Annotated in this window: 17 protein-coding genes and 1 tRNA gene; 10 read left to right on the top strand and 8 right to left on the bottom strand. The window is 42.5% G+C overall.

All coding sequences use genetic code 11. The features are described 5' to 3' along the window. Window positions 1–9 precede the first annotated feature (9 nt). The gene (locus ABU615_RS00380; RefSeq protein ID WP_370388978.1) at window positions 10–1,941 is read right to left on the bottom strand and encodes a histidine kinase; all 1,932 of its coding nucleotides are present in this window, start codon (window positions 1,939–1,941) and stop codon (window positions 10–12) included. Window positions 1,942–1,985: 44 nt separating this feature from the next. Continuing rightward, complete coding sequence (locus ABU615_RS00375) at window positions 1,986–2,042, bottom strand: hypothetical protein (RefSeq protein ID WP_370389363.1); 57 nt, start codon at window positions 2,040–2,042, stop codon at window positions 1,986–1,988. Window positions 2,043–2,543: 501 nt separating this feature from the next. Here ABU615_RS00375 and ABU615_RS00370 point away from each other — a divergent pair. Both ABU615_RS00370 and ABU615_RS00365 read left to right on the top strand, forming a co-directional pair. Continuing rightward, window positions 2,544–3,008, top strand: coding sequence for a type VI secretion system amidase effector protein Tae4 (locus ABU615_RS00370; protein WP_100140036.1), 465 nt, complete (start codon window positions 2,544–2,546; stop codon window positions 3,006–3,008). Continuing rightward, window positions 2,993–3,355: a T6SS amidase immunity protein Tai4 family protein gene (locus ABU615_RS00365; protein ID WP_367488731.1), complete on the top strand. Its 363-nt coding sequence runs from the start codon at window positions 2,993–2,995 to the stop codon at window positions 3,353–3,355. The genes ABU615_RS00370 and ABU615_RS00365 overlap by 16 nt, the downstream gene beginning before the upstream one ends. A 558-nt stretch (window positions 3,356–3,913) precedes the next feature. Here ABU615_RS00365 and ABU615_RS00360 read toward each other — a convergent pair. The 3 genes from ABU615_RS00360 to panC all read right to left on the bottom strand — a co-directional run bounded on the left by ABU615_RS00360 (window position 3,914) and on the right by panC (window position 9,406). Next, window positions 3,914–4,291: a DUF805 domain-containing protein gene (locus tag ABU615_RS00360; RefSeq protein WP_100140033.1), complete on the bottom strand. Its 378-nt coding sequence runs from the start codon at window positions 4,289–4,291 to the stop codon at window positions 3,914–3,916. 576 nt (window positions 4,292–4,867) lie between these two features. Then, window positions 4,868–8,512 carry a DNA translocase FtsK gene (locus ABU615_RS00355; protein WP_370388977.1) on the bottom strand — a complete coding sequence of 1,215 codons (3,645 nt, stop codon included), beginning with the start codon at window positions 8,510–8,512 and terminating at the stop codon, window positions 4,868–4,870. Between the two features lie 51 nt (window positions 8,513–8,563). Then, window positions 8,564–9,406, bottom strand: a complete 843-nt coding sequence (gene panC, locus ABU615_RS00350; RefSeq protein WP_370388976.1) for a pantoate--beta-alanine ligase — start codon at window positions 9,404–9,406, stop codon at window positions 8,564–8,566. A gap of 243 nt (window positions 9,407–9,649) precedes the next feature. Between panC and ABU615_RS00345 the strand changes: the two genes are divergently transcribed. From ABU615_RS00345 to ABU615_RS00335, 3 genes are all read left to right on the top strand, one after another. Beyond that, window positions 9,650–10,441: a transporter substrate-binding domain-containing protein gene (locus ABU615_RS00345; RefSeq protein ID WP_370388975.1), complete on the top strand. Its 792-nt coding sequence runs from the start codon at window positions 9,650–9,652 to the stop codon at window positions 10,439–10,441. 189 nt (window positions 10,442–10,630) lie between these two features. Then, the gene (locus tag ABU615_RS00340; RefSeq protein WP_370388974.1) at window positions 10,631–11,632 is read left to right on the top strand and encodes a 2Fe-2S iron-sulfur cluster-binding protein; all 1,002 of its coding nucleotides are present in this window, start codon (window positions 10,631–10,633) and stop codon (window positions 11,630–11,632) included. A 7-nt stretch (window positions 11,633–11,639) separates the two neighbouring features. Then, on the top strand, window positions 11,640–13,223 hold the full coding sequence (locus tag ABU615_RS00335) for a sulfatase-like hydrolase/transferase (RefSeq protein WP_370388973.1): 1,584 nt from the start codon (window positions 11,640–11,642) through the stop codon (window positions 13,221–13,223). Window positions 13,224–13,467: 244 nt separating this feature from the next. Here ABU615_RS00335 and clpA read toward each other — a convergent pair whose 3' ends face one another. Both clpA and clpS read right to left on the bottom strand, forming a co-directional pair. After that, the gene (clpA, locus tag ABU615_RS00330) at window positions 13,468–15,762 is read right to left on the bottom strand and encodes an ATP-dependent Clp protease ATP-binding subunit ClpA (protein ID WP_100140029.1); all 2,295 of its coding nucleotides are present in this window, start codon (window positions 15,760–15,762) and stop codon (window positions 13,468–13,470) included. Window positions 15,763–15,901: 139 nt separating this feature from the next. Continuing rightward, complete coding sequence (gene clpS, locus ABU615_RS00325) at window positions 15,902–16,207, bottom strand: ATP-dependent Clp protease adapter ClpS (protein ID WP_100140028.1); 306 nt, start codon at window positions 16,205–16,207, stop codon at window positions 15,902–15,904. Window positions 16,208–16,433: 226 nt separating this feature from the next. On the opposite strand from clpS, the gene ABU615_RS00320 reads away from it, so the two are divergent. Continuing rightward, window positions 16,434–16,637: a cold-shock protein gene (locus ABU615_RS00320; RefSeq protein ID WP_025330479.1), complete on the top strand. Its 204-nt coding sequence runs from the start codon at window positions 16,434–16,436 to the stop codon at window positions 16,635–16,637. Between the two features lie 398 nt (window positions 16,638–17,035). Here ABU615_RS00320 and ABU615_RS00315 read toward each other — a convergent pair whose 3' ends face one another. Beyond that, the gene (locus ABU615_RS00315) at window positions 17,036–18,196 is read right to left on the bottom strand and encodes a uracil-xanthine permease family protein (RefSeq protein WP_370389362.1); all 1,161 of its coding nucleotides are present in this window, start codon (window positions 18,194–18,196) and stop codon (window positions 17,036–17,038) included. Between the two features lie 266 nt (window positions 18,197–18,462). Here ABU615_RS00315 and ABU615_RS00310 point away from each other — a divergent pair. From ABU615_RS00310 to ABU615_RS00295, 4 genes are all read left to right on the top strand, one after another. Next, window positions 18,463–18,538 (top strand) — tRNA-Thr (locus ABU615_RS00310). Between the two features lie 777 nt (window positions 18,539–19,315). Continuing rightward, the gene (locus ABU615_RS00305; RefSeq protein ID WP_267390153.1) at window positions 19,316–20,995 is read left to right on the top strand and encodes an MFS transporter; all 1,680 of its coding nucleotides are present in this window, start codon (window positions 19,316–19,318) and stop codon (window positions 20,993–20,995) included. 24 nt (window positions 20,996–21,019) lie between these two features. Then, window positions 21,020–22,276: an HlyD family secretion protein gene (locus tag ABU615_RS00300; RefSeq protein ID WP_370386385.1), complete on the top strand. Its 1,257-nt coding sequence runs from the start codon at window positions 21,020–21,022 to the stop codon at window positions 22,274–22,276. Further along, a complete protein-coding gene (locus ABU615_RS00295; RefSeq protein WP_370388972.1) occupies window positions 22,273–23,679 on the top strand; it encodes an efflux transporter outer membrane subunit in 1,407 nt (468 codons plus the stop codon). Before ABU615_RS00300 ends, ABU615_RS00295 begins: the two co-directional genes overlap by 4 nt. Window positions 23,680–23,702 lie beyond the last annotated feature (23 nt).

Genomic DNA, 23,702 nt, shown 5'->3' with positions numbered 1-23,702 from the left:
CCAAAAGAATTACTCCTGAGTATGGATATACTGACGTGGTACCATCAGCTCCACACATGCTCCACCCCCCACCCGTGCAGAAATTTTCAACTTTCCATTAATTTTAGCGGAACGCTCTTTCATTATATGTATACCCACATGTCCTTGCTGCTCCTTCTGCAGGAGTGTATCTTCAGCAAAACCAACACCATCATCCTCAATTTTCAGATTCAGCCGGTCTGCCATATAAGCCAAACATACTTTAACTGCATCTGCATGAGCATGTTTACGCACATTTGACAAAGCCTCCTGCACAATAAACACTACCTGTAACTGCACCTCAGGCTCAACTTCATAAACATCACCTTTAACAGACCAATCAACAACGATATCAGTTTGTTGTTCAAATCGCTTCATTACTCCTTGCAATGAACTAATCAGCCCTTCCGTTACCAGCCTAACACGAAAATTCGATAACAATTCGCGTACATCATCATAACATTGCTGAATGCCCTCATTAATAAATTCAAGAGTCTGTGCAGCCTGTTGTTCTTTATGCTCACCTAACGCTTTTTCCAGCACCTGTACCTGAATATTCAAGAAAGAAAGCGACTGAGCAATACTGTCATGCAAACCCTGTGCCATCAGATTACGTTCTTCCAGAATAGCCATCTGTTTGTCCAACTCATTTAGACGCATACTTTCAATAGCAATCCCAAACTGACTACACACAGTAGAAATCAAGCGCTGATTTTCTTCACTCAACGCAAAGGGCACTTTAGCAAACAGATGCAGCATACCAATTTCATCATCCACAGACTTCACCGCAAAGGTTAAACAAAACGGCAAAACCTGTCTTATCTGGCAGAAACGATTACGCTCATCAAAAATAGCCAATGATTCAGTTTCAACTACCGGCACAGATTGCAACATCTGAGCACAACGCCCACCATCACAGCGATAATTTCTGAATCTATCCACCTGCTCTTCAGTCAGCCCATCAGATCCAGCCAGCTCAAGCCTCTGAGAATGCCGATTTTTCAACTGCACCACACAGGCATCCGCACCACTAAACACCTTCATTTTATGCATAAACACCTGCACAAGCACTGATAACTCATGCTGTTCTTGAAACAATGATGTCATAGCATACAAAACAGCCAAATCCTGATTACGCTTTACTAGCGCCTGTGTTTGTTCCGCTACCCGATTTTCCAGCGTGTCATAAACCTCATTTAGCTTGGCAGCCATCAAGTTAAAGCCTTGCGCTACCTTACCAAATTCATTAGCTGTGCCCACTTGCAAGCGCGTATCAAAACGGCCTTTACCAATCTGACCAATACCCTGATTCAAACGGAGTAACGGCGCAATAACCAGATGGTGCAGTAACAGAAGAGAAACAATTGCAGAAAAAATAGCCATCAACAGCACAAGCACCTGTAACCAGCGCAACAACTGAATATTATGAGTGTTATCCTGCTCAATCAGCAGTACCAGACGATCAATCACCGCAGTAAATTCACGGGCTTCAGCCAAAAATGCCGCATCGCTCAGACGTCCATTTAAATAAGCATTACGGTCACCAAGAAAATCCTGTAACTGCTCCTCAATCTTTACTACTTGATCAAGAAGCTGCTGATGCCGCCGTCCATTAACAAAACCGGTTTCATGCAAATCATGCAAATGCGTCAGAATTTCTTCAAACTGACGTTGCTCCTGCTCAAACTGCTGCTCCGCTCCTGGTGTTTTCGTTACCAACACCATATAAAACACCCGTTTACGCAAACTCCCAGCTTCATTTATTGCCATACCCAGCTCTTCAAGCCGCCAAGACGTATTCAGCGACAACCCTACTAAACTGGTAGCCAAAAACAGCCACACAGCAATAAGCACCACCAATACTTTAGAAAGCTTCTGCCCACGTAAAAACCAACGGTCAAATTTTTGCCACAAACTTTTCATATCACCCTTGCCAATAACAGAAGGCACAGTAACTTAAACTATAACTATAATATTATTTTGAATTTAAAATCCCCTAACATGATTGCGAGCATCAAATAAATTATTATTTTTTGAAATTTTGTTTATCATTCAAAATAAATTATTCAGATTATAAAACACCAACTATCATACTATTTACCTATTCTATTATTTTTTAAATACTGAAAAAAATTAAAACATGACAAAGCATGAAAACACTAGAAACCAAGTTAATCACATTTAAGGTTTAAATATTTACATCGTCAGTATTTCCAAAATAAAAAAATAAAGTGTTAACAACATTAACATTTTTAGTTTATTGACACATATAGACATATTCCCTATTTTTGCCCAGAAATTTTTGATCAATATGGACAATTTAATTTACCGTCTTCTGTAAGAAACAATATAAGAAGATAAGAAAAATAACTTGGAGCAAATTGTTTTAAATCAGTTAGCTTTACAAAATCCTATTTTAATTTATTTTATATTTAAGATAGACAATGCCAGCATATACACTTTATAATCATTATTAACAAATTCAGTAATTTACTTTACCTGTATTTTCTTAATAAGAGGATGAAATGGCAAAACCTGACTTCAAAACTATGTGGACAAATTTTCAGTACGTTAATGTACCCGTTAAAGAAGTAGGGAAAAAAATTGGAGGTAAAGTTCAACAAAATATTGATTCAGAAATTTTCCAGAATGCTTGTGCAATACGAATGAGCTATGCATTAAATTATTCAGGTTTTCCTATCAATCGAGATTCAAGATGGAGCACATCTTCCGGTGCCGACAAAAAATGGTATATATTTAAAGTTACTGATCTGATTCGATTTTTAGAATGTAATTTTGGTAAACCAGACATTATTACCAAATCTACTACGAATATGAGTCAATTTAATGGAGTAAAAGGTCTATTAGTATTTAATGTTTCTATTTGGTCGGATGCGTCGGGTCATGCCACATTATGGGATGGAAGCAAATGTTCTGACCACTGCTATTTTGACGATGCAAATGAGGTGAAAATGTGGAAATTAAAGTAAAACTAATTTTTAGTCTAATAGTAATTTCGATTTCTTCTGCATTCGCAAAGGCGCGCCCTCCGTTAAAAAATGATTTGGAAAATTTTACCTTGAGTTATTGTCTTGCTGAGAGTGAAAGCGGAGACATAATGCAGCGGGAGGCAAAAGCGGCTGTAGGCGCCTATGTTGAACTTGGTCGCTATCCTGCTGAAGCTTATGAAGAAGCAGCAGTTGTTGCACGCAATTACTCAAAGCGTCCTTATAAAAGTTATCAAGAAGGCGTAAAGCTAATATTAATGAAGTGCATAGATGCTTCACAAAGCAAAGAAATAAAATCAATTAAAAAACGTTTTTCTCAGAGAAAATAATTTTTTACTGAAAATTATTATATAGATGAAGCAAAATTCCAGTTTTTAGATTATTCATTTTACAGATAATTGAACAATTTTAGTCGTATTTATATAACCTTAATTATCAGGTTTATCCCATCTTAATTAGGCATAAACGAATATACCTTTTCAACACGTGGTAGATGTAAACGTTTCCAACTTTCACAATAAAATAAATTTTTTTGTGTATTAGTTTGTGATCTAAAACAAATTATAATTATTCAAATACAGTTAATATATTTTCAGTATATCATTAATATTTTGTACTAATTATTCATAATTCTATAAATATCTACAAAATAAAAAAAATGGATTAATGACTATCAATTCAGTTTCTAACTCTTCAAAAAAGATTATTAATAAATTTGATATCAGTAAAAAAAACCGCAAAAGAATACAGACTTCGGCAGCTCTCCCTTTCATAAAACCTAAGCTGCCGAATCAAAATAATCAAACAATATCGAAGTAAACAATAAAATGTCTCATAAAGAATTTATTGCTATTTATCTGCCAAATAAACGTATATCGTAAATCTGCTTAAAACATTCTCTGTTCAAATCGATTCGGTTTACCTGGCAATAACATAAGAATAATAAACCAGATTTGACCAATAATCGGTATCAGAGTAATCAAAATCCACCAACCCGAGCGATCAGTATCATGCAAGCGCCTAAACTGTAATGATAAAGTAGCAATCCATACTACAAATCCAATTACCAAAACTACAAAATTAACTGTCCAGTCACCCCATGTATAAATATCATTAATCGGATGGCCTAGCATTTTTTCAAGTACATACATCAGCAACATACCCAGTACATAGTTGATAACAATCGGCCACCAATAATCAGCACGGTTAGAAGTTCCAGAAAAATTAAAAATGTTGTGCCAGAAACGTTTATAAGACTCAATCATAAATCTATCTCCTAATAATAACCTGTATATATTTACACACTTAAAGATATAAATTTTTATTTCATAAATAGCCAAATTCATCTTAAAACTTATTTTTTTTCACTTCAAACCGTTTAATAATCAAAACAATTAATTACAAAATTTATTTTTCTTATAAAACCTTACGTAAATATTGAGTGTTTTATCTTTTACCTTTTTAATTGATACAATATTTAATTACTTATCAGCAATATTTTGCACTTTCATCTACAATTTATTTTATTAAACATCTCTGGCAAAGCAATACCAAGTAAAACGGCCCAAAATGATTTAATAAAATTTGCCTGTTTATTGATTTTTTTCAAAATAACTGTTCATTAAAACAACAGAATCACAACATATTAATTAAATCTATACATATAAATACGCAGTTTTAACCATAACTCTAGAATAATATCAATCAGATAAACTAATTAATAAATATATAGATATCATATTAATAATATAATAACTCATAGACTGAATTGACTAATTAACTCATAAATAAAAAACCGTATACATAAAGTACACGGTTTGAATAATCGATATTTAGAATAACTAATCATCTAAATGGTTATTTTGCGGAGCAAGTACAGTACGATTACCATTTCCTTCTGCAGCTGAAACAATTCCCTCTGACTCCATCTGTTCCACCAAACGAGCTGCACGGTTGTATCCAATACGCAGCTGACGTTGTACCGATGAAATACTCGCTTTTCGAGTTTTTACCACCAGTGCCACTGCTTCATCATAAAGAGGATCCAACTCTTCTTCACTATTGCGTGGTGACGCATTGCTAAACATATCATCATCACTGACACCGGCCGTTAAAATATCATCGATATATTTCGGCTCACCAAACTGTTTCAAATAATGCACCACACGATGCACTTCTTCATCAGCCACAAACGCCCCATGCACCCGTTCTGGATAAGCTGTGCCGGGAGGTAAAAACAGCATATCACCCTGTCCAAGCAGATTTTCCGCACCCATCTGGTCAAGAATGGTTCGGCTATCCACCTTGCTAGATACCTGAAAGGCAATTCGTGTAGGAATATTGGCTTTAATCAGGCCAGTAATCACATCTACACTCGGCCTCTGTGTCGCTAGTATCAAATGGATACCGGCCGCCCGAGCTTTCTGCGCCAAACGGGCAATCAGTTCCTCGATTTTTTTGCCTGCCGTCATCATCAGATCAGCAAATTCATCTACCACAACCACAATATAAGGCAGCTTTTCTAGTGGTTCTGGGTCGTCCCGATTCAGCGAAAACGGATTAAACAGCTTTTTATTTTGCGCTGCTAGCTCAGCAATTTTATGATTGAAACCGGCCAAATTACGCACACCAGCATGGCTCATCAACCGGTAACGTTTTTCCATTTCATTTACACACCACGTTAACGCATTCGCCGCCAACTTCATATCCGTCACTACCGGTGCCAATAAATGCGGTATACCCTCATAAATGCTTAATTCCAGCATTTTAGGGTCTATCATAATGAGACGCACATCTTCCGGAGTAGCTTTAAACAGCATCGACAGAATCATTGCATTAACACCCACTGATTTACCCGATCCAGTGGTACCCGCTACCAATAAATGTGGTGCTTTGGCCAAATCGGTCACCACCGGCTGTCCAGTAATACCCTGACCCAACGCCAGCGTCAGTTTAGAACGTGATTGCTGAAATACCGGAGCCGAGAATATTTCACTCAACCGAATAATCTGCCGTTTCGGATTAGGGAGTTCCAACCCCATACAGGTTTTACCCGGAATAGTCTCAACCACGCGTATAGATGCAAAGCCCAGACTGCGCGCCAAATCCTTTTCTAAGTTTACAACCTGACTGCCACGCACACCCTGAGCCGGTTCAATTTCATAGCGGGTGATAACCGGACCAGCAAAAGCATCTATTACACGTACCTTAACTTTGAATTCAGCAAGTTTTTCTTCAATGGTAATCCCGTTTTCAAGTAAGGTTTCTTCACTCTGTCGCGCAGCAGGGTCATAATACGGCGGCAATAATAAATCCATACCCGGAAGCAAAGGTTTTAAAGACGGTGCGGGTATTGATTGATGAGAAGCATTCCGATTAAGCGCTTTTCGTAATGCCATCCCGATTGCCGTCTGAGCCTGAGTTGCCGAAGAATTTATTTGCTCTGTTGGCAGCGGTTGTTGATTCAAACGGGTAACCACACTCACGCTTCTAACTTCTGGCTCTGTTTCAGATAGACTTTTTTGCACCTGTTCCGGCACTGAATCTGGAGTTGTTTCAGACTCATTAACGCCAACAGCATCTGGCAACCAATAATCAGAAACTTCGACATCAGTATTTTTTTCTTCCGCTGCGGCCTGCTCAGAATAAAAAGACGGTACTTCTTTCTTCTCTTCAGAATCGTTGAAATACGGGTCTTCAGTGGCCAGCACAGGGTTTTCAACTACACCCGCTTCTTTGCTGCTTTCCTCATCGGTGTAAGAAATAACTGCATTATGGGTCGGATTCAAATCACTAAAAGACGTCGTATTTGTATAGCCGGTATCACTACTTATACCTGACACCGGTGGTGGTATATCCGGCGCATACTGAAATTGATTACCTACAGAGGGATCAGCATCATGCATAATGCTGTCACGATGTTCGTCCTCATCAAACACTGATGGGGTGTAATCATCATCTACAGAAAAAGAATCATCCGCTGATGGTACCGTAACTACTGGCGCAGCAGCCATGGCTGTCGGCATCGGCTGAAAAGGTGTAAAACGTGTAGATAGTGGTGTATGTTCACTGCCTGCCACTCCTGTATAGGGGCTTACGGCCGACATATCTGCTACAGGAGTAGTCATCCGCACAGCATGACGCTTACCAATTCGAGCAGCCGCCGGAATCACACTTTCGCGTACTACAGGCCGCTGAAATTTCTGCTTATTTAAGGGTGAATCGGTTTTAGCCAGATTAGCGTAAATTTCATCTTCCGCAATAACCGGTACACTATAGCCAGAATTAGCATGAGTGAACGTTTCCTGATGGCGCTGACGAGCCAATCTCTGGCGCAACAAATTTAAACGGATATCTTCTTCATTTATGACATGAACCCCATTGTGTTCACTACGTTGTTTAGGTTCGTGATGAGCGTGAGCAGAAAGAGAGTTTGCTGCATGTGCCAGATGCGAAGGAACGCCAACTGAGTTTCCCAATTTGCGCTGAGTAGCCTGCTGTAAATCATTTAAATCGAAATTTTTCAGCGCCCGAGCCTTGAGCAAAGCGGCTTGTTCAGCCTTAGTATGCAAGCGAACTCTGTTTAACGCCGGATCATCAGGAGTAATTTCTCTGGCATGCCTATTCTGCTGTTTTTGGCTATTTACTGGCTTATGCTGCCAGTTAATCTGTATCACTTCTAGCGCCGGAGCAGATTCAGCTACCGCATCCGTTAGAGGATGCGTAGCTACCTTACGCGTGGCTTCTGCTAATGTGATAACTTCCAGTTTTTTCTTCTGATTAAATACCACCGCTGGCTCAGCCACTTCTTCACTGCTTACCAAAATTTTTTCTGTAGTAGACTCTTCTTCCGTATCTGCTATCAATTCCTTATCAGTGTTGGAGACATCAACCACTTTTGGTTCAGACTCAGTTTTATTTTCAACGGAAGATTGCATTTTCTGTGTTGAGAAAGAATCTGCTATCGGCAACTGTGTGTTGTTTGCTTCCGGCATCTCTGCAGCAGTTTTTGCCTTCGACTGTAGATATTCTTTATCTAGCGTAGCAGGATGAGGCGTTTCGGTTTTTAAAGGTTTCGGGCTTGCCTCAGTTACAGTAATCTGTCGGGCTAGAGGATGTTTTATGGGCAGCTGAGGCTTGCTCGCTACAGAATCCATTGCATCAGGCTCAGCTTGTACATTCTGCTCTGATGTTGCTGACGCAATTTCCGCCGGTGCTGCTGGTACTTTCTGTAAAGAATGTTGTGATTCTGCTGACGATTGTACTTTCTGTTGCTGCTGACTACGCCGCACTGCTAATTTTCTCACTATACTTTTCAGCAATGATACACGAGCCGGAGCTGAAGACGACACTTTACTGTGCTTTAAATGCTCTTCATAGCGGGTTAAATAGGTCATTTCCAGCTGCCATTTACGCTCTTCAATATTGCGCCACCAGAGTAATGCGCCTATAGCCATAATTAACAGTAATAATACAATCCACCACATACGTATTCACGCTGCCTTTTGGTTAAATTCCGGTTTACAGACTCTTTTATTTTATTCGTGCTCCAACTGCACTTCTAAATTATCAATTAGACGCGTCGTCCCCAGTATAGCAGCCGCAACAATTACCAGATTTTTATCAGAAATCTGAGCTTTTGTCAGCGTTTGTGCGTGTCTGACTTCAATATAATCCACTTGCCAGCCATGCTGTTGCAAATAGGTTGCTGCACTATTTTCTAAAGCAGCGAATTGCCGATTTCCTCTTCGCATTGCTTCAGCCATAGTCCGCAACTGCGCCGATAGCTGCGCTGCTTGTTCACGTTGTTCAATTGTCAGATAACCATTACGGCTAGACAAAGCCAAACCACTATCAGCACGCTCAATTTCAACCGGAATAATGTCAATATCCACATTCAGATCCTGCACCATTCCCTTTATTACCGCCAGTTGTTGATAATCCTTTTTACCAAAACACGCCACATCCGGCTGCACAATATTAAAGAGCTTTGTCACAATTGTGGCCACCCCTCGAAAATGGCCCGGACGACTACGGCCGCAGAGCTCATTCTGAATAGCCGGCGGTTCAACAAAATATTGCTGCGTTCCATTCGGATACAATTCTTTTTCTGACGGCGCAAACACCACATCAGCACCGGCCTTAGTCAGCTTTTCCACATCCTCAGCCAATGTCCGCGGATACAGATCAAAATCTTCGCCCACTCCAAACTGAATGCGATTAACAAATATGCTTACCACTACCGCATCAGCGTGTGCTTTGGCAGTACGCACCAAAGCCAGGTGACCGGCATGCAAGTTTCCCATTGTCGGCACCAGAGCCACCCTTTTCACTTGCTTGCGCCATGACCGCAGTTCAGTAATGGTATGAAATATATGCATTATTTATCCTGTTAGACTTAATCAAATTACACCAGCACAAAATTATGTAAAGTCATGTCTCCATGAAAGCGGGATTATAGCACCGCTAAGCAGTATCACAGTGTACGGATAAAGCTTGTTTCAACTGTGAAATATGTTACTATCAAGCCAGACATGGCGGTAAGGATGCATATTTTGAAATGCAAACCATTGTATAGTAAGCAGCCTTCAGCCAATAATTTCAATAGAATTCAGGGAGTGTATATGAAAATAAAATACTGGCTGACCGCTGTAGCCGCGTGTTCTGCACTGCTACTATCTGCCTGTGGTGGCAGCAACAGCAATTCTGCTTCTGCGCCTGCTCAGCCCAATGCAGATAAAACCTTTATAGTTGGCACCAATGCCGAATTTGCACCTTTTGAATCCCGCACAGCCGACGGTTCGCTCACCGGTTTTGATATTGATTTGCTCAACGCCATGGCCAAAGCTGGCAATTTCAAAGTACAGTTTAAAGATCAGCCATGGGATGGACTATTTGCTAGCCTCAATAACGGCGATCTAGACATTGTGGCTTCCGGTGTGACCATCACTGATGAGCGTAAACAAAGTATGCTATTTAGTGACCCGTATTTTGATATTTCTATGATGGTACTTACACCAAAAGCCAAAACATTCCATTCGCTGGCTGAATTAAATAATATGCATCGTGTAGCCGTAGCCACAGGCCAAACTGGTGATTTGGCAGTACAAAAAGTATTGGGTGCGCAAAGCACAAAAATTGCCCGTTTTGACAGCGTGCCCCTGGCCATCAAAGAGCTTGAAAATGGTGGTGTAGAAGCCATGGTATCCGATGGTGCCGTAATCAGTAATTATGTTAAAGCCAACGGTGCTGATAAATTCACCATTAATAAGGTACCCGAATTCGGTGTTGACCATTACGGCTTTGTGGTTCGCAAAGGCGATACAGCCACTGTGGAGAAACTGAATGATGCACTGAAAAAAATCCGCGCTAGTGGCGAATATGACAAAATATATGCAAAATACTTTTCCAACTAAAATTTAATTTGCATTCAGAAGAAAAAAACAGCCCGTTATCCTGAATAGCGGGCTAAACTGTATGTGTCAACATTCTGACCAAAGCCATATCTACTTTAGTTTCCATTTCTTCAAAACGCATCTGCACATTTGGCTTTTATTTCACAGCGTTCTAAAATAGCCAACTCGTTAAAATAAGCTAAAACTAAAATGAGTTATCAAATAACGGTTTTACCAGCCGGTGAAACTTTTCAGGCACCAGAGGGAACATCACTGCTACAGGCAGCAATCGATCAGGGGATCATGCTGCCGCATGCGTGTAAAAGCGGCTGCTGCGGAGCGTGCAAAGCTCAGCTAGTCAAGGGTCAAACTACTGAAATCAACCCACAGTCTGCCCTGAACAGTAATGACACAAATCAGCAGGATATATTACTGTGCTGCCAAAGTGCCAAAACAGACCTAACTCTATATTTGCCCAACTATAATGGCCATTCAGCACAACCAGTACAAACGCTGACTGCACGAATTGAAGATATTCGCTATTGTGGCCATACTGCCATCCTATCGCTGAAGCTGGCACAGCGAAAACCCTTTCATTTCACTGCCGGCCAGTATATCGATATTGTGCTATCCGATAATCAGCGCCGTAGTTATTCGATAGCGGGTTTTGACACAAACCGCCGGCAGTTAATTATCCATGTACGACGTCACCATGGTGGCGTCTTTTCCGAACAACTCTTTGATGGCCGCTTGCGCCCGAAAGACATTCTGCATTTTCACGGGCCACTGGGCAATTTTCAGTTAAACAGCCAGCAAAAACCACTTATTATGTTGGCCTCCGGTACCGGTATTGCACCGATTGAAGCCATGCTGGAAACACTGAAACAACAGCAATTTCAACTACCGGTATCAATATACTGGGGTATGGCAGCAGAAGAAAATTTGTATGATGCTGCCGTGCTGGATAAGCTTTGTTCTGAGTTAGCACAGGCACAGTGGTCAGCAGTATTGTCGCATCCATCAGCATCATGGAAAGGTGCACGTGGCTATGTTCAACATGCGGCACTGGCTGCTCATCCGGATATGAATAAATATGAAGTGTATGCATGCGGCCATCCGCAAATGATACATCAGGCCAAAAATTTATTTACAAATCAGGCTGGATTGCCTGAAGACGCATTTTTTGCAGATAACTTCACCCCGGCTGTCTGAGTGATCTATGAAACTAACGCCCCGTAAACATTATGCACTGAATGTATTACTCTTACTTATTTACAGCATCGTAATGATTTATGCACTGGCCTACCCGCCAAATCCTAACCGCATAATTGAAACATGGCTGGTCAGCATATTATTGCAACGTTTCTGCTCACGACTATGGTGCATCATGATGTGGCTGAGCGCAATCATTGTTCTGTTCTATCATCCTACTGCTACTCTGTACGGAAGACCAAGTTTTGGTATCGTTACTTCATTACTTAGTACCACAGCCAGTGAAGCAAGTGAATACATAGCAGCCATATCATGGCATACCTATGTAATGACAATTGTTCTGGCCGCTATACCGCTACTCATTATGCGTTTCAGCCGCTATACGGCTGTCCCACGCTGGCGCGGCTACTGGGCTATTCCGCTTGTAATTGTACTAATGGTAATGACAATACAGACAGCGCGCAAAGGTTATACTACAGGTGGATTTGCACTACGTGCACAGCCAATAGAATTTCTGGCCGATGCTTATCTGCAACCGCGTGCCTACTTCGCCGAACTAGCAAAGATGAAAGCCGACTTAGCTAAACCAGATAATTGGCAAATTAGCAGTAGTCAACAGCAATACCGCAACTATGTATTGATTATTGGTGAAAGTGCCCGCGCAGATTATTTACATCTATACGGATTCAAATATCCAGACACCCCATTTCTGGACAGGCATGCCAGCATCATCATGGATAACATGCTGTCTGCCGGTCCCAATACGCCCATCTCGCTCTTACATGGCCTTACTCTCAGCCATGGTAAATCATTCTCAATTCAGAATAATGTGATTACTCTGGCGAAAAAAGCCGGTATGGATACAGCATGGTTGTCAAATCAGGGGGCACTTGGACAATACGATACATCCATTTCAACGATTGCTCATCAGGCCAATCACGTCACATTTCTAAAAACTACCGGCTACGATTTCGGCCAACGCAGTTATGATAATCAGCTCATTGAGCCATTGCAGAAAGTACTGGCTCAGCCTCTGGTTGCTGGTCAGTCCCGCCTGATTGTATTGCACATTATGGGTTCTCATCCCAATCCATGCGACCGGCTGCCCAACCCGCCACAGCACTATGTGGAAAATAACAACAGTAATTGCTATATCGACACCATTCGTCAGACAGACACTCTATTAAGCCAGATATATACAACATTGCAGCAAAATGGTGAGCCTTTCAGCATGTTGTATTTTAGTGACCATGGCCTGAGTCATGACAAAAACACCTTTGAGAAAAACAGTTTAGTACGTTCTTCAAGCATCCTGCGCCACAACGACCATTTTTATCAGAATTATCATGTCCCGCTAGTCATTATCAACAGTGGTCAGCCTCGGCAGACACACAATCAGGCTCAGCGTAGTGGGCTGGAACTATTAGACGGAATTGCACAATGGCTGGGCATCCGCTCACCACAACTACCATTTGCCAATCAGTTTTTCAGCACGGCAAACAGTAACAATCCGCAGGTTCTCGACTTCAACCAGCATTTACAATCCGTCAAACAGCTGCGGAATGATCCTTTGCCTGCAGATTTACAGTAAATAAACTCACTATACTAACTATCTGTAATAAAAAATAAATATCCCTGCCTAATTTATTCAGCAGGGATATAACATTAATTTTGATTTAATTTTCTTAAACATTTTCATTTGATTTGTATCAAAACACACTCAAATGAAAACATTATAATGAATTTACTTTGATTGGTTTCCTCTTGATGTGTGTGTTTAAGTGTGGCGTTTCGCCACACTTTTTTTTATTTTAATTTTAGCTTTCTTAATCAAATCATTCAATTGTTACCGATTCCTTTTTCTTTGAACCGGATTGATTGGCGGCAGAAAAAACCAGCTTCACTTCATCAGACTGCGGCAAATAATCAATCAATACATCACCTCCTTCACTCAGACGGCCGAAGAGCAACTCATCAGCCAGCAGCTTACGAATACGCTCCTGAATCAACCGGTGCATGGGGCGAGCACCCAATGCAGCATCAAAACCGTGTTTGGCCAAATAGCTGCGTAAAGTTGGTGTGAATTCTGCCACCACCTGTTTAGCCAGCAACTGCTGCTCCAGTGCCAACAAAAACTTATCCACGACTTTCGCAATTATCGCTTGATCCAGAGCCGTAAATGGCACAATTGCATCCAGACGGTTGCGGAATTCAGGCGAAAACGCTTTCTCAATAACGGCCAGACTATCGACTTGTCCGCGCTTTCCTGTAAAGCCCAAATTAGGCTTAGCCAATTCAGCAGCACCGGCATTGGTGGTCATAATCAGAATAACATTCCGGAAATCCGCACTGCGTCCATTATTATCCGTAAGATTGGCATAATCCATCACCTGCAACAACACATTGAACACATCCGGATGTGCCTTTTCAATTTCATCCAGCAGCAGCACACAATATGGTTGCTTATTGACTGCATCAGTAAGTAATCCGCCCTGCTCAAAGCCCACATAACCCGGCGGGGAACCTATTAGACGCGAAACAGCATGTGGTTCCATATATTCCGACATATCAAACCGCAGCAAAGGCAAGTCCAGCAGCTGCGCCAGCTGTTTGGCAACTTCAGTTTTGCCAACGCCGGTCGGGCCGGCAAACAAAAAGCTGCCAATCGGCTTATCAGGCTGTTTGAGACCAGAGCGCGCCATTTTAATCGACGCCACCAGTACATCAATAGCTTGATCTTGTCCAAATACTTTTGCTTTTAAATTATCAGCAAGAAAGCGCAATACCTGCTTATCATCATGTGAAACGGTGGTTTCTGGAATACGTGCAACTTTTGCCACAATCGCCTCAATTTCAGCACGGCCGATAACTTTACGTTGTCTGGATTTCGGCTGGGTTTTTTGCGCTGCCGCGGCCTCATCTATAATATCAATAGCTTTATCTGGCAGAAAGCGCTCATTAATATAGCGAGCAGACAACTCAGCAGCTGCCTGAAGCGCACCTCGCGTATAGCGTACTTGATGGAAATTTTCAAATGCAGGTCGCAACCCTTGTAATATCTGCACCGTTTCTGTTACCGATGGTTCTACAATATCTATTTTCTGAAATCGTCGGCTTAAAGCATGATCCTTATCAAAAATAGTACGGTATTCCTGATAAGTTGTGGCGCCAATACAGCGCATACTACCTTTAGCCAATGCCGGCTTAAGCAAATTAGACGCATCCATCGTGCCGCCAGACACACTGCCGGCACCTATAATGGTATGAATTTCATCTACAAACAATACCGCCTTATCCAGTTCGCCCAATTCTTTAATAACGGCTTTCATCCGTGCTTCAAAATCACCGCGATACTTAGTACCGGCAAGCAAAGCGCCCATATCCAGCGAAAAAACCACTGATCCTTTGATAGATTCTGGCACCTTATCATGTACCAGCATATAAGCCAGCCCCTCTGCCAGTGCCGTTTTACCCACACCGGCTTCACCTACCAGTAAAGGATTATTCTTACGCCGCCTGCACAAAGTCTGAATCAGGCGCTGCATCTCCTCATTACGGCCAATAAGCGGGTCAATTCGGCCGGCAAGAGCCTCCCTGTTCAGATTAACAGTATAGTTTTCTAAAGCTTTTACTTCTGCCTTGCCCGCATCTGCCTCATTATTTTGTTCAGTATTTTTATTCTGAACCGGATTATGATTACCAAGTGTCAGATAGCGCAGCACATCCAGACGGTTCACCGACTGCGATTCAAGAAAATAAACAGCGTGGCTGTCCTTTTCTGACATAATGGCCACCAGAACATCCACAGGTGTCACCTCACCTTCAGTATGCGCAGCACGTACATGCACAATTGCCTGCTGCAATACACGCTGAAATCCAAGCGTAGGCTCCAACTCAGACTGCTCTGCTACGCTTTCCGGCAACACCGGAGTATTCTCATGAATACTTTGCTGAAGCTGTTTGGCTAGCAATTCATTATCCACCCCTACAGCCCGTAGCACCCCACTCACATCTTCACTTTGCTGCAACAGGCCGAGCAGTAAATGCTCCACACCAATAAACTCAAACGCATGGTTCCGAGCCTCGGCATAAACATACTGCAGAATTTTTTCTAGTTGCGCCGAAATCATACCCGACCTCCTGACAAAGTAACATTTTCAATTCAGAATGCAACACTCAGCATTATCAGCATATACATGAAGCACTCACGTTAAAAATCAAGTAACACCCGCCGAGTGTACCGTGGCATCTAGGTTTTAATACAACATCTCATTCTTCTTCAGTCAGACACCGCAAAGGAAAGCCAGCAGCTTCGGCACGTTCAAGCACCTGATTGCATTTGGTTTCGGCAATATCCTTCTGAAACACCCCACACACACCGCGTCCAGACTCATGCACCATCAGCATAATGGCAATCGCCTGAGTATGTGGCAAATGAAACACTTCCATGAGTACAGTTACCACAAAATCCATCGGTGTGTAATCATCATTCAACAATACCACTTTATAGCGCTTCGGTGGCTTTAACATGCTTTCCTGATTCTGGCTAACAGTTTGTGTTCTAGTATTTGACATTGTGCATAAATCTACATGTATCTGTGGGTTTTTAGTAACGGTTTTAATAATTTTATCATTTTTCGGTAAGCTTGCTTGACGTTAGTTCTTAACCTATGTAAAAAGACTACTTAACAAGTCAGACATAGACTGCCAAACAAATAGTTGTACACCTGTTCACTAATTTGTAGGTTCTACTGTGTCGCAAACTTGTTCTTTATTTTGTTTTTTATGTATAGGAAGTTTCATGGCAACTGGTATTGTTAAGTGGTTTAACGACGCTAAAGGTTTTGGTTTTATTACACCTGATGAAGGTGGTGAAGATTTGTTTGCTCATTTCTCTGCAATCAATATGAACGGCTTCAAAACCTTGAAAGAAGGTCAACGCGTATCTTTTGACGTGACCACCGGTCCAAAAGGTAAACAAGCGGCCAACATTCAGGCAGCTTAATCTTAGCCGGTTGTCCGGTTAGACAAAAATAGCGGCAATGCCGCTATTTTCTGTTTGATACTGAATATACTTACATTCTGCAATTACCAGTAGCCTGTCATTTATTCATATCAGCTCAACTAGGACCAGTTGGTTAGTTTAGACACATCAAATTTAATAGAATTCAAATAAATAACTGAATTTGCTAAATAAATAGCTGGTCCGATTTTTAATTTATTGTACTTAAAAACCTGAATAATGTCCTGATTCAGAAAATCCTATCCGTTCCCCATCAGAATACAATCTCATAAGCAACCATATTAACCACCCTGCTGTTCTATTTATCTAAACTTCTTACCGATCTGCACAAAAAAACCGCAGCCTATTAGAAGCTGCGGTCTTCAACTCAAATCTGATAGTTATTCTGCTTGAACGGTTGTTCCGGCTGGAAGCAGTAAATTCAGCACTATTGCCAGTAAAGCACATAGTCCTACACCAGCAAAAGCCATGGAACCGATTTTCACAACCATGCCACCAACACCCACAATCAAAACAGAACTCACAATCACCAGATTACGCGGTTGCATTAAATCCACTTTAGCATCAATCAGCGTTTTTAGCCCCAGAGAAGCAATCGTGCCAAATAGTAGCAACATGATACCGCCCATTACAGGCAACGGAATTGAGCTCAGAAAAGCATTAAATTTGCCAAAAAAGGCCATTAAAATCGCAAACACAGCTGCCCATGTCATAATTACCGGATTACTATTCTTGGTAATCATCACTGCACCGGTAACTTCACCGTAGGTTGTTACCGGAGGGCCGCCGATTAAACCGGCAATACACACACCCAAACCATCTCCAGCTAAAGTTCGATGTAACCCAGGGTCTTTCACATAATCATTACCCGTCACCTTACCAATAGCCATAATTCCGCCAATGTGCTCAATAGCCGGCGCAATCGCTACCGGCAGCATAAACAGCGCAGCCTGCCAATTAACTTGCGGAGTAGCAAAATGGGGAACAGCAAACCACGGCGCCGCAGCCATAGCACTGGTATCCACCATTCCGGTTAGCAATGCCATTATATAACCGGCTGCCACACCTATCAGAATCGGAATCAAACGCATCATCTTACTGCCGAATACCGTCACAATTACTGTTACCGCAAAAGTAAAACCCGACAAAAACAGCGAATGCGCATAATCCACAACTTGTTTATCACCGGACTTACCCATAGCCATATTACAGGCTACCATCGCCACAGAAAGCCCAATTACCATAATCACCGGACCAATAACCACCGGCGGCAGCAAACGGTGCACCGAAGCCAGCCCGCGCCACTTAATCAGTGCAGCAAAGACAAAATACATAAAGCCAGCAGCGAACAGGCCAAACATAGTCGAACCCAAACCCCATTCCTGCATGGCATATATAATCGGGGCAATAAATGCAAACGAAGAGCCCAGATATATCGGCACCTTACGTTTAGTACAAATCTGAAATAATAATGTGCCTACACCCGCACCCATCAGCGCCAGAGCTGGATTTAGCCCTGTTAACAACGGCACCAGAACCATGGCACCAAAGGCCACAAACAAAATTTGTGCGCCGGCCAGCGCTAGTTTAAATTGGTGTCCCACCCAGACACTCCCCATAAAATAATCAAAAACTCTTCATTATAGTCTAGTACCAAATAAAAAATAGTTATAATTTGTCGCCAATCAGCTAAAGCTTGAATAATTTAATTAATTTTTAAATCATAGCCTTATTTGTAAATTTAAAAAATAATTTCCATTAACTCTTGCGTATTTGTTCATTATTGCGCATAATGCGCCTCTCTTTAGCCGGCATAGCTCAGTTGGTAGAGCAGCTGACTTGTAATCAGAAGGTCCCGAGTTCGACTCTTGGTGCCGGCACCAGTTAAAAAAAGCGTAATCAAACGATTACGCTTTTTTATTTGCAATTTAATCATTACATCTCTCGAAATCAGTCCACAATCTAAGTTTTCCTTTCTACACACCTAATCTAATAATAACGCACCCGCCATACAACCTATGGATTACAACGCTAAACAGCTAAGCCAGCCTAAACAAATCATCCGGTACAAATAATAGACTGAATTTTTATTTTCTGAAGATTTAGAGTCGAAGAAGCCTCCCACTCCTTCAAATCCATTGAGTATCTTGCTTTTCAAGTCATTCCCAACGCTTTATTAGCACCTTCACCCATAAAAACAGGCATAACCCATCCCAATTTACATAATTGATGACTGAAAAAATTAATTCAGGCATTTATATTTACTTTAAAATAATGGTTGTGTTTTTAAACTCTCGTCTATGTCCAAAAAATACTGTTAGGCAACACTATCCAACTACATTAGATGCAACCAATAAATAAAATTGATTAATAAATTTTAGTATTTATTAATCAATTCATATTAGAGCACCCTCATCACAAATTAATAATTCAATACAGCAAATAACAAAAAATTTAATTAAAATAAATTGTTAATCAATAATCTTCATCTCAAGTAACTATTACATCTGTTAAATTATTGTTAGCAGAAACCAATAATTTGTTTTAGAATATGCAAAAGCTGAACCAACATCGCCCATCCACCTGAGCTGCTCAGGATTACTGGATGGCGTTTTTAATTGTGGCCGACTCAGCATAATGTAACTTGCAATAATCAACTCATGTCTCATACTACCTATCAGTTAAAACCGCATGAACGCCCAATGATGGCCGGTTCCCCTTCCTTTCCGGACCATCCGTGGAAACGCCGTGTCTGCTATGCCATCATCGGCGTGATCGTAGGCTTAACTGCCGGATTTACCAATGGCATGATGCTGGCCAATATTCCTCAGATTCAAGGCTATTTGGGGCTGACACCCGAGCAAGGAGGCTGGATACAAGTCTCTTATTATATGTTTAGTGCCATTATTAGCGTCTTACTATTTAAAATTCGTCAGAATTTCGGCTTGCCACGTTATGTTAGCTATATCGTTACGGGACTTATCATTACCAACTGCCTGCAATTCTTTTTCCATGATTATCATATGGAATTATTTGCTCGCGGTATGAGCGGACTCGTAGGTGGCAGTTTAAATAGCATGGCCATGTACTACATGATGCAAGCCATGCCCGCTATACATCGCGGTAAAGGCATACTACTCGGCCTCGGCTTGACCCAGCTAAGCCAGCCGCTGGCCAGATTTCTTTCTCCTTTGCTGTTGCAGCACGAACAATTTCAGCTAGTGTTCAGCTTTCAGCTTGGCATGGCGTTGCTGGTATGCGGAGCCGTATGGCTACTTCCTATTCCTTCTGGCTATCTGGAAAAATCATTCGAAAAAATCGACCTAATTAGTTTTCCTCTAATGGCTGCAGGCATCGCCTTTATTTCCGCTGGTGCAGTGCAGGGACGCATTGTCTGGTGGGACAAAGACTGGATTGGCTGGCTGTTTGTTGCCGGCATTGTATGCTGTATGCTTTCCGTAATTATTGAATACAACCGCAAGCGGCCAATGTTTGATATCAAATGGATGATGCATACCAACGGCATGTTACAGGTATTGGTTTTCGGCTCACTTATCCGCGTAGCCCTGTCCGAGCAAAACATGGGTGCAGCTGGTCTAATGACTGCATTAGGTCTAAGTAACGATCAGATGATTCATTTCTATGCCGTAACATCTTGTGGCGCAGCATTGGGACTAATGACTAGCGTACTAACATTCAAACCTACCGATATTAAATTACCACTGGTGATTTCATTCGCCATCATCGCCATTGCCAGCTTTATGGAAGTTGGACAAAATCAGTGGTCGCGACCAGTGAATTTTTACCTACCAGAATTCATGATTGCTTTTGCATCATTATTCTTTTTCGGTCCTGTGATGATGGAGGGTATGATTCGCGCGCTCGCCAAAGATCCTGTTTACATTATGAGCTTCTCCGCTGTATTTGGATTTTCACAAACTGTCGGTGGTCTAATTGGTTCAGCTCTGCTGAACGCCTTTATCACCATCCGTACCCGTGTGCATTTAATCAATAGCGCAGATGGTTCCTATTTAACTGACCCTCAGGTTAATCAGCTCATCCAGCAAAATGCGCAAGCCAGCCAGCGATTCAGCTTCGACAGCACATGGAATCACGCATATGGCGTGAGTAAATTAATTCAGCAAGATACCATGCTGGCACAAGTAGCCGCTTACAATGATTTATTCGTTACCGTAGGCATTGGTTCATTAATCTGTTTTCTAGTAGTTGGCGCACAACGCTGGTGGCATCAGCTGCATGGCACCAACCCTATCGGAAAAGAACTCAGAGGCTTTGCAGCAGCACGCCAGCGCGCGATGCAGGAACCGCCCAAACAATAAGCTGAAATAATATTTAGGATAATAATGACAAACACACCACAAAACACATCTGGACAAAAACCGGATACCGAAACAAACAAGCCTGAAAACTCGGCATCTGCCACCCAAAATTTAGGCAGCGCCTCTTCATCAGCACAGACCGGTGACAAACAGACCAGTTCAAATCAAAACAACGGTGCTGCGGCCGCCGGCCAGAATAATACGTCACCCACTCAGCCATCAGCCAATCAGTGGCAGCCACCTAAACGCAAATGGTTTGTCACCGCTATGCTGGTACTGGTGCTGATGCTGGGTGTACTAATGATTTTACGCGCATGGAAATTGCCACCATTTCGCAATTCCATGGTTTCTACCGATAATGCTTATGTACGAGGCCAGACTACTATCATTAGCCCACAGGTCACCGGCTATGTTACCAAAGTATATGTACAGGATTTTGACGAAGTAAAAGCTGGTCAGCCACTTATTCAGATAGATGATCGCATCTATAAACAGAAAGTAGCGGCTGCGGAAGCCGGAATTGGTCTGCAAGATAGCTCCCTAGCTAATTACGAACAAAACCGCCGTATCAAAGAAGCCAATCTGGTTGCCAGAGAAGCAGATATAGCCAATGCACAGGCTCAGCTGGAAAAAGCACAGGCCGATATGGCAAGGGTAAATGTACTGGTGGCAGACGGCTCTCTGTCTTTGCGTGAGCGTGACCAGACACGTGCCGCATTAAAACAGGCACAAACCGGCGTTGCAGAAGCCAAAGCACAGTACCGCGTTGCTCAGGAAGACCTGAAAAGCACCCATGTCAATAAGGGCGGCCTGAAAGCCAATGTGGATAATGCACATGCCCAGCTAGGTCTGGCACAGATTGACCTGTCCAATACGGTAGTGAGAGCTCCGGAAAACGGCCGTCTAAGTGAAATCAGCGTTAAAAATGGCCAACTAGTAAATGCAGGCACACAATTAATGTTTCTGGTACCGGCACGCAAATGGGTAGTGGCCAATTTCAAAGAAGCTCAGACAGCCAATATTCGAGTTGGCCAGCCAGCATGGTTTACCGTAGACGCATTAAACGGCGCCAAAATCAGAGGCACAGTGGAAAAAATCTCACCAGCTGCAGGCAGTGAATTTTCCGCCATCAAACCTGATACCACCACTGGCAACTTTGTCAAAGTACCGCAACGCATTGCCGTACGCATCCGTATCGATAACCATAATGAACTATTTGAACGCCTGCGTCCCGGCATGTCGGTAGTAGTCAGTATTGATACCACTAGGGTGAAAGCATGAACGCCCAATTGATTAAGTTATCCATACTTACGGCTATGGCTATCGGCCTCAACGGTTGTATTCCTCGTATACCGGCTGTACCGGCCACAGCACGAGTACAAGCCCCCGCTTACTGGCACGAACAATCCACACCAACTAGTCAGAACGCAGATGCTCAATGGTGGAAACAGCTGAATGACCCTGTGCTGGATCAGCTCATCAATGAAGCTCTAACAAACAATATTGATTTAGCTCTGGCTCAGACCCGTGTTCAGGAAGCACTAGCTCAGGAACACGCCTCGCGCGCCTCGTTGCTACCCACACTGGAGGCCAGCGGTGGCACCACCCGCCAGAAAAGTCTGAATGCGTTTGGAGTGGCCACTTTAACACGAGTAGAACAGCCCAGTTTTCAGGCCGCCTATGAACTGGATGTATTCGGTAAAAACCGCCATACCTTTCAGGCTGGCCGTTTAAACCGACAAGCCACTGAAACGGCCGAAGCTGCCACACGCCTGAGTGTAATCAGTACCACAGTGAAATCCTATATTACCCTACGAGCTCTGGATGAAAAACTCAATCTGCTACAAAAAACATTAGATGCACGACAGCGCGAACTGAAAATTGCCCAGTCCAAAGCCAATGTTGGTTATACATCCAAACTTGAGCTAAATCAGGCACAAGCAGAGTATGCCGCCACATTGCAGCAGATTCCGGTAGTCCAATCGAGTATCAGCCAGCAAGAACATGCATTGAGTATGCTGGTTGGCTCCAGCAGCCGCACCATTGAGCGTGGTTTACCATTATCCCAACTGCAAGCACCGGCCATTCCTGACATGCTGCCGTCTGAACTGATGCAGAATCGTCCAGATATAGTTCAATCCTCATTATTACTGGCTGCCAGCGATGCCAATCTAGCTTCAGCGCGAGCACAGTTTCTACCGTCAGTGAAAATCAGTGCTGCTTTTGGCCGTATTTTTTCCACTGCTCCGATTAAAGAACCGGTAAACGTCTGGAGTATAGGCGGCAGTATACTGGCACCCATCTTTGAAGGCGGTAGTATCAAGGCCAACTTTGATTTGAATGTAGCCAGACGCAACGAAGCTGCATGGAATTATCGAAAAACCGTGCTCACAGCGCTAAAAGAAGTGGAAGACCAGCTCTCCGCTAGCTACCGTCTGCAAGAACAGGAACAAGCATTGGAAATGGAGCAGAAAGCACTGGCAAGTGCTCTACATCACGCTAGCAACCGCTATCATGCCGGATATTCACCTTACTTAGACGTACTGGATAGTCAGCGCAATTTACTCAGTGTAGAAAGTCAGCTAATTCAGAGTAAAGCGGATTACCTGAACGCACAGGTTTCACTATATCAGGCATTGGGTGGCGGCTGGACACCAGCTAGAAACACTGATACCCATCATTGATACTTGGACTTATTTCTCGAAAC

It is taken from the genome of Snodgrassella alvi (assembly GCF_040741455.2).
Taxonomy (GTDB): Bacteria; Pseudomonadota; Gammaproteobacteria; order Burkholderiales; family Neisseriaceae; genus Snodgrassella; species Snodgrassella alvi_E.
The sequence above is the reverse complement of the archived record's forward strand: the minus strand, read 5'-3'. Positions and strand labels throughout refer to the sequence as shown.

Excerpts from the sequence above, each read along its gene's own strand:
- ABU615_RS00380 (WP_370388978.1), bottom strand. The coding sequence starts at position 1,941 with ATGAAAAGTTTGTGGCAAAAATTTGACCGTTGGTTTTTACGTGGGCAG.
- ABU615_RS00370 (WP_100140036.1), top strand. The coding sequence starts at position 2,544 with ATGGCAAAACCTGACTTCAAAACTATGTGGACAAATTTTCAGTACGTT.
- ABU615_RS00360 (WP_100140033.1), bottom strand. The coding sequence starts at position 4,291 with ATGATTGAGTCTTATAAACGTTTCTGGCACAACATTTTTAATTTTTCT.
- ABU615_RS00355 (WP_370388977.1), bottom strand. The coding sequence starts at position 8,512 with ATGTGGTGGATTGTATTATTACTGTTAATTATGGCTATAGGCGCATTA.
- panC (WP_370388976.1), bottom strand. The coding sequence starts at position 9,406 with ATGCATATATTTCATACCATTACTGAACTGCGGTCATGGCGCAAGCAA.
- ABU615_RS00345 (WP_370388975.1), top strand. The coding sequence starts at position 9,650 with ATGAAAATAAAATACTGGCTGACCGCTGTAGCCGCGTGTTCTGCACTG.
- ABU615_RS00340 (WP_370388974.1), top strand. The coding sequence starts at position 10,631 with ATGAGTTATCAAATAACGGTTTTACCAGCCGGTGAAACTTTTCAGGCA.
- ABU615_RS00335 (WP_370388973.1), top strand. The coding sequence starts at position 11,640 with ATGAAACTAACGCCCCGTAAACATTATGCACTGAATGTATTACTCTTA.
- clpA (WP_100140029.1), bottom strand. The coding sequence starts at position 15,762 with ATGATTTCGGCGCAACTAGAAAAAATTCTGCAGTATGTTTATGCCGAG.
- clpS (WP_100140028.1), bottom strand. The coding sequence starts at position 16,207 with ATGTCAAATACTAGAACACAAACTGTTAGCCAGAATCAGGAAAGCATG.
- ABU615_RS00320 (WP_025330479.1), top strand. The coding sequence starts at position 16,434 with ATGGCAACTGGTATTGTTAAGTGGTTTAACGACGCTAAAGGTTTTGGT.
- ABU615_RS00315 (WP_370389362.1), bottom strand. The coding sequence starts at position 18,196 with ATGGTTCTGGTGCCGTTGTTAACAGGGCTAAATCCAGCTCTGGCGCTG.
- ABU615_RS00305 (WP_267390153.1), top strand. The coding sequence starts at position 19,316 with ATGTCTCATACTACCTATCAGTTAAAACCGCATGAACGCCCAATGATG.
- ABU615_RS00300 (WP_370386385.1), top strand. The coding sequence starts at position 21,020 with ATGACAAACACACCACAAAACACATCTGGACAAAAACCGGATACCGAA.
- ABU615_RS00295 (WP_370388972.1), top strand. The coding sequence starts at position 22,273 with ATGAACGCCCAATTGATTAAGTTATCCATACTTACGGCTATGGCTATC.